Below are 13,315 nucleotides of genomic sequence, written 5' to 3' on the forward strand. Positions count from 1 at the left end.
AGCAGGTATTAAAGTTGTGGGAGTTTTAGCGATCGCGACTACTAGAAAACCAAGTCCTCCTAGAGGAGTAGGGGAGTAGGGGAGTAGGGGAGTGGGGGAGTAGGGGAGTGGGGGAGTGGGGAAGTGTAGGAGTAGAGGAGTAGGGGAGTGGGGGAGTGGGGGAGTAGGAAAGAAACCGAAATACATTCTCATTTCTTTTGTTTTTTTCTTCCCTATTCTCTGTTCCCTAAAACAAACGAATTTTGTACCTCACCAACATGGTAATTGCTATATTGACGCGAATAAATCCTATCAAAGAAATTTTTGTAATTAGGGTTTGCTGATTAAATCTCAAATAATTACCAGATAGAGGTTTGAGCCTTTTTAGGTATTAAAAAAATACATGGTTTTCAGCTCTTCATGCTCAAAAAGTTAGCACTTTTAGCGCATAGTTGGGCAAAAAAATTCTCCCCTACTCCCCCGCTCCCCTACTCCTTAAAAAAGACTTTTTCAGCAAACCCTAATTAGCTATGCTTAGAAAAATAGATTGTAATATTTGGGTTGCCGAGCAACCTTTCAGATTTTTGGGATTAGATTTTGGTGTAAGAATGACCGTAATTAGTTTAAAAAATGACGAACTAGCTGTCATATCATGTCCGGTAGCACCGTTTGTGTATAAAATTAAGGTAAAAATGGGAGAAAACCTTCTGCCTCCTGCCTCCTGCCTCCTGCCTTCCTTCCACCAAAGTCTAATTATTCAACCGGACATGATATCATTTCTCCAATTAAAGTTGATAATAAAATTATTGAGCAATTTAGAGAGATTGGAAATGTCAAACATATTATCGCTCCAAATCTTTTTCACCATCTTTTTTTATCTGACTTGAAAAATATTTATCCTCAAGCAAAAGTTTATGCTGTTTCAGGTTTGAAGAAAAAAAGACCGGATATTTCTATCGATAAAATATTAGATGATGATGAACAATATTTTGGTAGTAAGCTCGAATATTTCTTATTTGAAGGAATGAATACTTTTCTTCTGAATGGAGTATCGCCTTTACCAAATAATTAAGGTTTAAAGCCTCTCCTTTAAAGGAGAAACAAGAAAAGATTTTCCTTTGAGTCAATCCTCTTCTTTTCAAGAAGAGGTAATTCTAAATTCTAAATTCTAAATTCTAAATTATTGAAATGAGTATGTTTTTTTTCACGGTGAAAGTAAAACATTGATTGTGACAGATATTGTATTTAACTTTGATGAAAGCTTTCCATTTACAACAAAGTTAGTATCTAAAATTCTGGGAGTATACAAACAACTTAGACCATCATTTTTAGAATGGTTGGGTACTAAAGAAAAAGAGAAAGTTAGACAATCAGTTCAGAAGATTTTGCAATGGGATTTTAGAAGGGTTATTATGGCTCATGGCACTATTGTAGAAGATGATGCAAAGCAAAAGTTTAAGAAAGGATATGAGTATTTTTTAGAGAAAATTTGAGGTAAGTTAATATTAATTATTCTGATGTTTGCTTCTCCTTACTCCCCTCCTGGGAGGGGCGGGGGTGGGTTGGGTTAGGTGTAAGTTTACTCCCCCACTTCCCTTCAATACGAAAATATAGAAAACTGTTTTGAGAAATGGTATTAAAAGTGGAGGCTTTGAGCCACAATTTCTCGGCAAGGTAAAGACGTAATTTGTAGGGAACAGGGAATAAAAGACAAATAAGGATAGGAAAATTTACACTTGTTCTTTTTCATTTCTACCACCTAACACCTAACACCTAGAAATCAACCAATGTAGCAAGATTTTTTGAAAATAGTATTATTTTCATCAAGCTGCTTTTTTATTAATTGATTTTTGGCAAGATTTAACAACAACCCATTTTCCTGTTATCGGATCGCGATATACATTAAAAGGGTTAGATTTAAGTGATTTATAACTATTTTTAGGCTTCATAATGTGCTCCTGATTTTTTGATATACGGCACTACGCAAATAGAGCACGGATATTTCTCTAATTCCTGCTCCCGGACAATTAAAATTTATTGTCAAACGCCAAAAAATGTAGTGCTCTATTATTATATTTTCAAAAAAGTTACTAAAAAACTGTAACTTATTAGATGATTAAATGTGATGATAATTAATATTGAAAGTGATTTTCATCACTTTTGCTCTATGGAAGAATAGGATGTTAATATCTTTGAATTTTATTTCCTGTTATCAAGTCTAATTTAACAAGGTCAGAAGTCAGAAGTCAACCTACCCCTAATATCATGTTCGGTTGAATACTTACACTTTGGAGGAAGGAAGGCAGGAGGCAGCTATGTTGGAGGCAGAAGCGGTGCGACCCCGCGTCGGCGTCAGACGCAAGGGAATGCGCACTCCTGTGAGGGAAGAAAGGATTAAAAGGGATAAAGTTTTTTTATAACTGATTATCCGAACATGATATAACCCCTCCCAGGAGGCAGGGCTGTTTCATTCTTGATAGACACGGGGAAGCGGAGACACGGAGACACGGGGATGGAAGCTTTTAAGCGGCGTTGAACCAAATATCCTTTCAGAGTTTAACGACTCTTATTGGCTGAAAAATCGGCAAATTTTGGCAAATTTCACTGTTCCACTATCCCCATTACTCCCATTCTCCCGCGCATCCTTAATCTACAATACTTTAAAACAGCTCTGCTCCCAGGAGGGGAAGTAGGAGATTTGAGGAACTCTCCAAAAATATTTCGCCTTAAAAGGTGGGGTTGCGCGACCCAATTATTTCAATAATAGGTTTTTCATACAAAGATTAATAATTATTTAAAAAAGAAGAAGATGTTCCTAAAAACTGGTACTGAAGCCATTAATTATTAACTGGTCTTCCTTTACGTCGCCAATCCGACGGCTCCCCTAACTAATACCATATCTCAAAAATTTTTCTACTCTTTCTTCTTCTTTCTTTCTTCCTGACTCCTAAATAATTAGGGTTTGCTGAAAAAGTCTTTTTTAAGAAGTAGGGGACCCACCCCTAACCCCTCCCAGGAGGGGAAAGGGGGAGTAGGGGAGTAGGTGAGAATTTTGTTGCCCAACTTTTGCTAAAAATGCTAACTTTTTGAGCATAAAGAGCTGAAAATCATGTACTTTTTTAATACCTAAAAAGGCTAAAACCTTGATCTGGTAATTATTTGATATTTAATCAGCAAACCCTAATTAAAATTAATATCATACACTAATTCACCAACGCCAAAAATATGAGTAAAAAGCCTAGGAAATTAACAAAAATTTTGACAACCACTCTAGTCATAGCAGCGATAATTAGCTTTGATTTTTTGCAAGATATATTCAAGCCAAAACCAGTTGATGCTGCTGAAAGAATAGTATTTAAAGTTCCTAATTTCATAGATTTATATATGTCTGTAGACTCTCTAGAAGTTTTTGCTAAAGAAGGAAAAATTAGTAATGATTTTGCCTTTTATGCTGCTTTTATGGAAGAAGAAGATTTGGCAAATTTGCAGAAAGTATTACAAAAACGTTTTGATATTCCCCCTGAATTAATTTCTCGTCTTACAAATATGGCAATGGGAGAAGATTTTCTCCAATATTTTGGTCGGTTAGTACAAATTGACCCGGATATTAACGGTTATGATGCAATAAGAACAGCTTTAATAGAAGCTGCATCAGACCGAGAGGAAGGATTTACTATTATCAATGTTATTGAAAAATTTCCCGCAGAAACAATCAGAATAAGTACAAATTTTTTATCTGAGTTTTCTAATGAGTTAACTACTTTTAATGAGTATCGAGATACTTCAGTTACAGCAATTATTGAACAGGCAGAAAAACAAGTTGCTACAGACCCAAAAATTGATTATTCTCAACTTGCAGATTTGAGTAAACTTGGTCCCTATAAAGTAATCAAAAAATCTATTAGTTTTGAAATAAGTGGTTTACGCCAAACTTACACAGGTTTAGCAGGTTCTTATAATCTTGAAGCTGATATTTATTTACCTGTAGGAATTTCTCAACCAGTACCATTAGTAGTCTATAGTCATGGTTTTGGAGCTGAGAAAAAAAATATTCTTTTAGCAGAACATTTAGCATCTTATGGCATTGCATTAGCTGGTGTTGAACATTTAGGTAGTGACTTAGCATATCGTCAATCTTTTTTAAAAGGAGAAGTTGATATAGATATCAGTCCTATTGAATATATTAGCCGACCATTAGACCTGAGTTATTTATTAGATGAACTGGAAAAGTTAGTTGAAACTGACCCTGATTGGAAATCAAAACTTGACCTAAATAAAGTAGGTGCATTGGGAAATTCTTTTGGTGCAACAACAGTCTTATCTTTAGGAGGTGCAAATATTAATTTGCCCAGATTAAATCAAGAATGTGACCCAGAAAATTTGAGTTTAAATATATCAGTATTATTGCAATGTCGTGCCAATTATTTACCCCCTTCAAACTATCAGTTAAAAGACCCTAGAATCAAAGCAGTTTTCGCTTACTTTCCTCTAACAAGTGTAGTTTTCGGACCTGAAGAAATGCAAAATATTTCTGTTCCTACTCTAATGATGGGAGGTAGTCACGACCTTCTCACCCCAGGAATAGAAGAAGATGTTCATCCTTTTATTTGGATGGATAACCCAGATAAATATTTAGCTTTTTTGGTTCCGGGAACTCATTTTTCTACCAGCACTTTAATACCTGGTTTGCCTGAAATATTACAGGGACCGACGCCAGAAGTAGGTCAGTATTATCTCAAGAACTTGAGCGTAGCTTTCTTTAAAAAATATCTAGATAATCAATCAGAATATGAACCATATTTAACTGCTTCTTATGGGAAAGTTATGAATAAAGATTCCCTAAGTTTGAGTTTAATTCAATCTTTAAAATCACAACAATTAGAAACTGCTTATGGTAGTTCTCCGCCAAAACCGATCGTACCTCCAACTGTTACTGCTCAAGTTCCTAAAAGACAAGAAAGTATCTTAGAAGAAATTCAAAGAACTGGAGTAATGAAAGTAGCAATGAGAAGAGATGCTACTCCTTTTGGTTATGTAGATAATACCGGAGAATGGGCTGGTTATTGTGAAGATATAATTGATGCTTTTGCTCAAAAAATTGCTCAACAATTGAAAATTTCTACTGGAGTTAAAGTAATAAAAATTCCATCGAATCTAGAAAATCGTTTTCAGTTAGTTCAGAATGGTAATGTACATTTAGAATGCGGTCCAAATACTATTAGAGATGATGTGAGAAATGTGGCTTTTTCTAATCCTTTCTTTGTCACAGGAACGAATTTTCTAGTTGCTAAAGACACAGAAATAAATCCTAACAGTAATTTAGCAGGAGTTCAAACAGGTGTCTTGAAGAATACTACTACAGAAAAATTTATTCAAACAAAATATCCAGAAATTGAAGCCTTTTATTTTGAAGGTAATACAGGAGTGAATCAAGCTGTAAAATCTTTAGCTAAAGGAGAAATTCAGGCTTTTGTTAATGATGGAATTTTATCTGTAGGGGAAGTAGTCAGGCAAAATTTAGATATTAATAATTACAAGCTAGTTCCAGAAAAACCTTTGACTTGTGATTTTTATGGGATGATAATTCCAAATAATGACCCGGAATGGCAAAATAAACTTAACTCTTTTATTGATAGTAATGAATCTCAACCAATTGATGAAAAATGGTTCAAAAATTTGTTTCCTTATCAGTTAGAGAATCTAGATTATTGCGTGAATCAGAAAAAGTAATACCTTGAAGAAGGAGTCAGGAGTCAGTCCTCAGGAGTCAGGAGAGAAAATTGCATGGGGATTGGTCTCCCAAACAATTTTGAACACCCTGTAGACGGTGGGGTATTATACCAATTTGATAAATGTTTGCTACAAATAGTTAGGGTATTTCTTAGGAGTCAGGAGACAGGAGACAGGAGACAGAATGAATAGCTTCAATACCATTTTTAGGTTGGAAATCATTTTTTTGTCAAAAGAAATATCTTGCATTTGTATTTTTATTCCCCTTACTATTCGTAACATTCTTTTTTCACGCTTGGTATTAAACCCGCAAAAAAAAGATAAAATTTATTCAAACAAAATATCCTCAAACTGAAGCCTTTTATTTTGAAGGTAATACGGGTGTGAATCAAGCTGTAAAATCTTTAACTAAAAGAGAAATTCAGGCTTTTGCTAATAATGGAATTTTATCTGTAGGGGAATGTAGTCAGGCAAAATTTAGATATTAATAATTACAAGCTAGTTCCAGAAAAACCTTTAACCTGTGATTTTTATCTAATGTTGGTATTTATCCCCGCACTATCCTCGTCGGCAGCGTCGTATGGGAATGCAAACCCATGCTATAATAAAACTACGAACGTGTTAGTAATAGATCAAAAACATTGAAATCTAGATACAAATATCGCATCTATCCTAATCATATTCAAATAACCAAATTAAATCAACTTTTTGGTTGTTGTCGATATGTCTGGAATCAAAGTTTAGCATATTGTAATCAACTATATATTGGTGGTCAAAAGAAACCTAGCTATGTAGATTTAACTAAACAATTCATAACTCAAGCTAAAAAAGAATTGCTTTGGCTGAAAGATGTAGCTTCTACACCACTACAACAATCTTTGAAAGACTTAGACCAGGCATATAAAAACTTTTTTGATAGTTGTACTGGAAAACGTAAAGGAATTCAAGTAAAACCTCCTAAATTTAAGTCAAGAAAGTCTAGGCAAACTGCTAGATTTGTAGGGGCTAATTACAAGATTAGTCAAGACAAAATCTATCTGCCAAAAGTAGGTAAGATTAAAATATTTTGCAATACGAAAACTACCATCACAGCCTAGCTCTGTAACCATCATTAAAGATTCATCTAATCGTCCTAGCATTGCTAGTTTTGTTATAGAAGCTTGTGCAGAATATTTGCCAAAGTCTGGTAATTCTATTGGGATTGATTTGGGTATTAACACATTTGCCACATTGAGTAATGGCGAGAAGTTTGAAGCTCCTAAACCCCTCAAAAAAAACCTCAAGAAATTAAGTAGGTTTCAACGTAAATTTGCCAAAACTGAGCTAGGTAGCAAACGTCGTGAAAAGGCAAGGGTTAGAGTTGCTAAACTTTCCTACGGAATGCTGCGCAAACACGCAAAAGTCAAAGACATTTCCTACGGAATGCTGCGCAAACGTACAGACTTCCTTCACAAGTTATCGACTGATTTAGTTAAAAAATACGACACAATTGTACTAGAAGACTTAAATGTTTCTGGTATGGTTAGTAATCACAAATTGGCTAAAGCAATTAGTGATTTAGGATGGAGAGAATTTAGGACTTTAACTGAGGCTAAATGCGAGAAATGTGGCAGGTAATTTGGGACTATTTCTAGATGGGAACCTACTTCTCAAAAATGTTCTAATTGTGGTTTTAAAGGTGGCAAGAAAGAGCTAAATGTCAGGGAGTGGACTTGCTTAAATTGTGGAACTTTGCACGATAGCTTACGCTTAACCGGAGGTTATCGTGACATAAACGCTGCTATCAATATTTTAGAAGTTATTCAGCCAAAAACCAAGGTTGAAACTACTGAAGCTAAAGTAATAGAAACTCCTGTACAATTATCACTTTTCAATGAAGTCGCCGAGGGGCACCGGTCGATTATTTATCGGACACGGAGCCGTCGTAAGTCATCCCCTAAAAAGGACGCAAATGGCAATGATGTGTCAACCCGCTCTGAGTCAGCAATTCAACTCCGGTTGTTTGATTGATAGATGGGAATCCCGCGCTGTACCATAGGTCAGCCTCAGGAGGATGTCAAGGGATGATTATTCCGAATAATGACCCAGAATGGCAAAATAAACTTAACTCTTTTCTTGATGGCAATAAATCTCAATCCATTGATGAAAAATGGTTCAAAAATTTGTTTCCTTATCAATTAGAGAATCTAGATTATTGCGTGAATCAGAAAAAGTAAATGAGTAGCAAAATTCAGCCTAATTTTTCCATCAAACGTCAAAGAAAAACTAAAAAAAGGATGTTTTTATGGTTACTACCCCTCGTCTTATTAACCACATCACTTGTGCTAGTAAATTTCTCGGCTAAAGCAGCAGAACAGATTCATTTTAATTACGGTTTTCTGAAAATTTCTGTATCTCTAACTGCTTTAGAAACTTATGCTGAAACAGGTAAAGTTGAAGATGATTTAAGGTTATATTTCCTATTGCTCGATGCAGAAAATCAGAAAAAATTGAGAAATGTACTCCAATTTAATCTGAAGATTAATCCCATGCAACTTTCTCAAGGTTTGTATTCCCCCATGGGAGAAAAATTACTCCAATATTTAGGAGAAATGATTCAAACTCAAAGTAGAAATAATGGAGCGATCGCTCTGAGAGAGGCTTTAATTAAAACTGCTGAATCTCAAGATTTTACACCTATAAATATTTTGCAAAACTTTCCGGGAGAAGTACAATTTAATATTCTCAAAATTCTGGCAGTAAATCGAGAATTTTCTGCCTTACTCGAAGATACAGAAAAGCTACTTGCAGAAGTTAAACAAATCACATTAACCGCTGCTTCTACAGAAGAAAAAATAGATTTTTCCACATTGCCAGACTTACGCCAACCAGGCAATATTTCCTTCTATCAAGAAACTCTAACTCTCAACGATAAAAGTCGTAACCGCCAATTTATAGTTAATCTTTATTTACCATCTAATCAAATACAAACTCAAACTATTCCAGTAATTATTCTTTCCCCTGGTTTAGCAGCAAAACTTAGTCAATGGCAACATTTAGCCATACATTTAGCCTCTCATGGTTTTGCCGTCGCCAAAATACAACATCCAGGCAGTGACTTTAATCATTTTCAAGCTTTTCTAGAAGGAAAAGAAACAGAAATATTTAAACTCAGAGAATTCATTAATAGACCCCTAGATATTACCTATTTATTAGATGAACTTGAACGTCGCAATAAACTTCAATATCAAGGAAAACTAAACCTAAAAAATGTCGGCATGGCAGGTCAATCTTTTGGTGCCTATACAACATTAGCTTTAGCAGGAGCAAAAATTAATTTTGCACAATTAAAACAAGATTGTTTACCCCAAATTAAATCTTTAAACCCTTCCTTATTTCTACAATGTCGTGCTTTAGAATTACCTCAAAAAAATTATGATTTACGAGATAAAAGAATTAAGTCCGTATTAATTATGGACCCAGTAAATAGCAGTATATTTGGTAAATCTGGTTTAAGTCATATTAATATACCGATTTTGTGGGTTGCTGGTAGTGAAGACCAATTAACCCCCGTAGTAATAGAACAAGTTTATCCCTTTACTTGGTTACCAGTAACAGAGAAATATTTTATGTTGACAAAAGGAGCAAAACATCTAGATTTTAATATTACTGAAATTCAAAACGTAGAATCTGTAGATGATAATTCTTTAAATCAGTTAGTTAGTGCCAGTTCCCCAGTAATTAAATCTTATATTGATGCTTTTAGTTTGGCATTTTTTCGGGCATATCTAGAGAATAATTCTGATTATTTAGATTATTTAAACTCCTCTTATGCTGTAGCTATTAGTGAAGAACCCTATACTCTTGGTTTTTTATCTGCTTCCACAGTAGAAAAGTTAATTCCAGCTTTAGCTAAAGATTAGCAGGACTTACGCCTAAAAATGTAGGTTGGGTTGAGGAACGAAACCCAACATTAGCAAGGTTTTGTTGGGTTTCACTGCCGTTCAACCCAACCTACGCCTAATACACTAAAGATTAGGAAAAGCCATTTCAGTTACCAGTTATCAGTACCTTTGCAATAAAGAGGCTTGAAATCTTGAATATTCTCTCTCTTTTTTTATACCTTTAAAAAGGGAGACTTTAGACCACAATTTTTCGGTAATAGAATTAGGGTTTGCTGAAAAAGTCTTTTTGTAAGAGTAGGAGTCAGGAGTCAGGAGAAATAGGATTTGTAGAGGAGATAGTGAGAAGAATTTTCAAATGCTCATAAGCATGAGCTTTTTATATCAAATCCGTTTAATTCCGTATAAAAAAATGTTCCATCTAAGTGCCATTGCCAAATCTTTCTTTATCTCCCCTACTCCCTCACTCCCTCACTCCCTCACTCCCCTACTCCCCCGCTCCCCCACTCCCCTACTCCCCCACTCCCTAATTATGGTTCCGTGAAACCCTGAAAAGCTGCGACTAAAACATTAGCAACTGGATGGTTAATAGCCTCTTTAAATGCTTCCGTCCCTCCTGACTTCAACGCACCTATTACCCGTTGTTTTAATGTGGGATTATTTTCTACAATTTCAACAGCTCGGGTAACAACTGCCATTTGACCTGCTGTAGTTTCTGTAGAATTTGATTGCTCTAATTGTTTGAGTAATTGCTGAATTTCTGCTGCTGTTTCAGCTAAAGTTTTTTGTTGAGCATTATTAATTATCGGAGCAAATGTTGTATCTTGAATTTTTCCCTGTTTGTTACCAGCCGCACCATAATTCTCAGATTTTCCTTCCTTACCAGTCGCACCATAATTCTCAAAATTTCCTTCCTTACCAGCCACACCATAATTTTCTCCAATATCAATTTTATCTCCAGTATTTTCTGACATTTTTGTATCTCCTTGATGACTATAATTTTCTGCATAAATATTTGGGCGTTGCATCGCAATATCTACCCAAGCTTCTAACCGCCTAATTTGTTTATCCTTCTCTGCCAAAAGTTGTTGAAATTCTTCCGGTGGCAGAGCTTCTGATCTATTATAAGTCTGAAAATATTCTTTGTGTAACTCCGAATGATCAGCCTGGGGTGTAGTTTCAGCTCGCAATAAAAGTGACTGATGATTTTTGCCCCGCTTTTCCATCGAGACAATTTCTATTTCTGCCTCTGGGTGGTCTTCCCGTAACTTCTGAAACGAATATGCCACTATCCGTGGGTCTGCTTTTCCATTGTGATAGAGGTCGAGAGTTTCTACCATTGGGGTAATAAAATCCACAAATTCTCCATCCTCAAAATTTTTTTCCCAGTTGTCAGGCTTTCTCCGAGGGTTTGGGTTGAGACTTTCTTCCGGTGGAAGTTGCAGGAAGTCGGGACGTTTGTCTGGGGGGAGGCGCATGAAAATATAGTCGCATCGGATGCCATAGAGTTTTGTCTCGGCAGTTATACCCCAATCTTCAATGAATGCTCCGGTTAAGGTTGCCCCGGTAAAGTCGGTTTGGTCTAGAAATGTTCCTACTAATTTGGCACGGGAAAGGTCAGCATCTTGAAAGTTGCCTGAGTTGAGATTAGCTTCTATGAAACTGGCATTAACTAGGTTGGCTTCCTGGAGGTTGACTCCTTGGAGGTCTTGGCGATCGAAGTTTTGATTTTCACCTTGACCTGTTTTGACTAATTCTCTGACTTTGGCTTTCTGGAGATAGGTTTTTCCTGGTCTTACCTGGTCAAGTTTTATGGCATTTCGGAAGCAGGTGCGAGTTAGGTTTGCTTTTCGCAAGTCTGTACTTTTGAGGGTAGCGTTAGAAAAGTCGGCATCGGTTAAGTCTGCTTCTCGGAAGCAAGTGCCGCCTGTTGCAGCAAAGACAATGGCTAAGTTACAAATGAAGGCTTGTTTTTTGTCACCTTTCATTGCTCGGTAAGCAATATGAGTAGTTAACAATGTTATGGTTCCGGCGATGGTTCCGGCGATGGGGAAGGTGATGGCTCCGGCGATGGCTCCGGCGATGGGGAAGGTGATGGCTCCGGCGATGGCGATGGCGATGGCGATGGCTCCGGCGATGGCGATGGTGATGGTGAAGGCTCCGGCGATGGCGATGATGAAGGCTCCGACGAAGACTCTGGCGATGGTGATGGCTCCGGCGATGGCGATGGCGATGGGGAAGGTGATGGCTCCGGCGATGGCGATGGCTCCGGTAAGGGTTCCAAAACCTGCTATAATACCCCAACGAATAACTACTATCCAGAAAAGAATAAGTAAAATCAAGTTGACCCAACCAAATATTTGATCTTGTAGAATAGAAATCCCTAATATTGGATTTTCTGGATCGAAGCTAAATATCAACGTTACAAAAGTTGCATTCAATAAACTAAAAAATCCTGATATTCCTGCCAGAATAAATACACCTATCAGCAAAACCACTACCCAACGTTTTTGCAGTCCCGCCTTAGCTCCCTGAAAATTAGTACCTTGCAGAATTGCCCCTCGAAAATTAGTACCTCGAATATCCGCCCCACTAAAATCTGCTCCAGACAAATCTTTTCCTTTAAAAGACAGACCCCTAAGATTAGCTCCTGGGAAGTCTCGTTTACCTTCTTTATATTGCTGCAATATTTCACGGGCCTTCATATTGGTATTTCTCTAAGATTAGGAATTTAGTGGCAAGTGGGTAGATGCGCCAAAATTTTTTCCTAGTCTAACCTATATATATTGTGGGAGATATTCTAGGTTTTGTGCTGGCCTTTCTAGTTGAGAAGTTCAAAGCTAGGACTCAGCACCTTCTGAGTTTATCTAAAATCTAAAAACTAAGACGTTGTAGTTATAATGAAAAGCCAATTAAATATAGAGTCGGGCGATCGCTACTTTCCTACTTTCTCTAAAACCAAAAACTAAGACGTTATAGTTTTCCCACTACCGAAAGACAGAAAGACCGAATCAACAAAAATATTGCTCTATAATTCTGAGCTTGTCTCAAACCAAAAACTAAGACGTTATAGTTTTACGGACTAGGAAAGACAGAAAGACCGAATCAACAAAAATATTGCCCTATATTCTGAGTTTGTCTCAAACCAAAAACTAAGACGTTGTAGTTTTACAGACCAGGAAACACCGAAAGACCGAATCAACAAAAATATTGCACTATAATTCTGAATTTCTCTCAAACCAAAAACTAAGACGTTGTAGTTTTTCCCACTACCGAAACACCGAAAGACCGAATCAACAAAAATATTGCACTATAATTCTGAATTTCTCTCAAACCAAAAACTAAGACGTTGTAGTTTTTCCCACTACCGAAACACCGAAAGACCGAATCAACAAAAATATTGCACTATAATTCTGAATTTATCTCAAACCAAAAACTAAGACGTTGTAGTTTTTCCCACTACCGAAAGACAGAAAGACCGAATCAACAAAAATATTGCCCTATATTCTGAGTTTGTCTCAAACCAAAAACTAAGACGTTGTAGTTTTTCCCACTACCGAAAGACAGAAAGACCGAATCAACAAAAATATTGCCCTATATTCTGAATTTCTCTCAAACCAAAAACTAAGACGTTGTAGTTTTTCCCACTACCGAAACACCGAAAGACCGAATCAACAAAAATATTGCACTATAATTCTGAATTTCTCTCAAACCAAAAACTAAGA

General features: G+C 36.4%; 12 protein-coding genes. 9 read left to right on the forward strand and 3 right to left on the reverse strand.

What is annotated here, in order from left to right; translation table 11 throughout:
• A partial coding sequence (locus tag F6K54_RS27755; protein ID WP_293084866.1) for a hypothetical protein occupies positions 1-192 on the reverse strand: 192 nt, incomplete at its 3' end.
• A gap of 670 nt (positions 193-862) precedes the next feature.
• Between F6K54_RS27755 and F6K54_RS27760 the strand changes: the two genes are divergently transcribed.
• Positions 863-1,051, forward strand: coding sequence for a hypothetical protein (locus tag F6K54_RS27760; protein ID WP_293084869.1), 189 nt, complete (start codon positions 863-865; stop codon positions 1,049-1,051).
• A 157-nt stretch (positions 1,052-1,208) separates the two neighbouring features.
• Positions 1,209-1,472: a hypothetical protein gene (locus F6K54_RS27765; protein WP_293084872.1), complete on the forward strand. Its 264-nt coding sequence runs from the start codon at positions 1,209-1,211 to the stop codon at positions 1,470-1,472.
• Positions 1,473-1,802: 330 nt separating this feature from the next.
• Here F6K54_RS27765 and F6K54_RS27770 read toward each other — a convergent pair whose 3' ends face one another.
• Entirely contained in the window at positions 1,803-1,928 is a 126-nt protein-coding gene (locus F6K54_RS27770) for a hypothetical protein (RefSeq protein WP_293084875.1), read from the reverse strand.
• Positions 1,929-2,252: 324 nt separating this feature from the next.
• Here F6K54_RS27770 and F6K54_RS27775 point away from each other — a divergent pair, with 324 nt between their 5' ends.
• The 7 genes from F6K54_RS27775 to F6K54_RS27805 all read left to right on the forward strand — a co-directional run bounded on the left by F6K54_RS27775 (position 2,253) and on the right by F6K54_RS27805 (position 9,611).
• Positions 2,253-2,399, forward strand: coding sequence for a hypothetical protein (locus F6K54_RS27775; protein ID WP_293084878.1), 147 nt, complete (start codon positions 2,253-2,255; stop codon positions 2,397-2,399).
• Between the two features lie 805 nt (positions 2,400-3,204).
• On the forward strand, positions 3,205-5,709 hold the full coding sequence (locus F6K54_RS27780) for an alpha/beta hydrolase (protein WP_293084881.1): 2,505 nt from the start codon (positions 3,205-3,207) through the stop codon (positions 5,707-5,709).
• Between the two features lie 641 nt (positions 5,710-6,350).
• On the forward strand, positions 6,351-6,806 hold the full coding sequence (locus tag F6K54_RS27785) for a helix-turn-helix domain-containing protein (RefSeq protein ID WP_293084884.1): 456 nt from the start codon (positions 6,351-6,353) through the stop codon (positions 6,804-6,806).
• 40 nt (positions 6,807-6,846) lie between these two features.
• Positions 6,847-7,326 (forward strand): RNA-guided endonuclease TnpB family protein, encoded by a 480-nt coding sequence (locus F6K54_RS27790; RefSeq protein WP_293084895.1) that lies wholly within the window; start codon positions 6,847-6,849, stop codon positions 7,324-7,326.
• A 9-nt stretch (positions 7,327-7,335) separates the two neighbouring features.
• Entirely contained in the window at positions 7,336-7,719 is a 384-nt protein-coding gene (locus F6K54_RS27795) for a zinc ribbon domain-containing protein (RefSeq protein WP_293084897.1), read from the forward strand.
• A 53-nt stretch (positions 7,720-7,772) separates the two neighbouring features.
• Entirely contained in the window at positions 7,773-7,925 is a 153-nt protein-coding gene (locus F6K54_RS27800; protein WP_293084886.1) for a hypothetical protein, read from the forward strand.
• Positions 7,926-9,611 carry an alpha/beta hydrolase gene (locus F6K54_RS27805; protein WP_293084889.1) on the forward strand — a complete coding sequence of 562 codons (1,686 nt, stop codon included), beginning with the start codon at positions 7,926-7,928 and terminating at the stop codon, positions 9,609-9,611.
• Between the two features lie 509 nt (positions 9,612-10,120).
• Here F6K54_RS27805 and F6K54_RS27810 read toward each other — a convergent pair.
• Complete coding sequence (locus tag F6K54_RS27810) at positions 10,121-12,295, reverse strand: pentapeptide repeat-containing protein (protein ID WP_293084892.1); 2,175 nt, start codon at positions 12,293-12,295, stop codon at positions 10,121-10,123.
• Positions 12,296-13,315: the final 1,020 nt, after the last annotated feature.

Source organism: Okeania sp. SIO3B5, from assembly GCF_010692555.1.
In the GTDB taxonomy this organism is placed as follows: Bacteria; Cyanobacteriota; Cyanobacteriia; order Cyanobacteriales; family Microcoleaceae; genus Okeania.

Excerpts from the sequence above, each read along its gene's own strand:
- F6K54_RS27770 (WP_293084875.1), bottom strand. The coding sequence starts at position 1,928 with ATGAAGCCTAAAAATAGTTATAAATCACTTAAATCTAACCCTTTTAAT.
- F6K54_RS27780 (WP_293084881.1), top strand. The coding sequence starts at position 3,205 with ATGAGTAAAAAGCCTAGGAAATTAACAAAAATTTTGACAACCACTCTA.
- F6K54_RS27800 (WP_293084886.1), top strand. The coding sequence starts at position 7,773 with ATGATTATTCCGAATAATGACCCAGAATGGCAAAATAAACTTAACTCT.
- F6K54_RS27805 (WP_293084889.1), top strand. The coding sequence starts at position 7,926 with ATGAGTAGCAAAATTCAGCCTAATTTTTCCATCAAACGTCAAAGAAAA.
- F6K54_RS27810 (WP_293084892.1), bottom strand. The coding sequence starts at position 12,295 with ATGAAGGCCCGTGAAATATTGCAGCAATATAAAGAAGGTAAACGAGAC.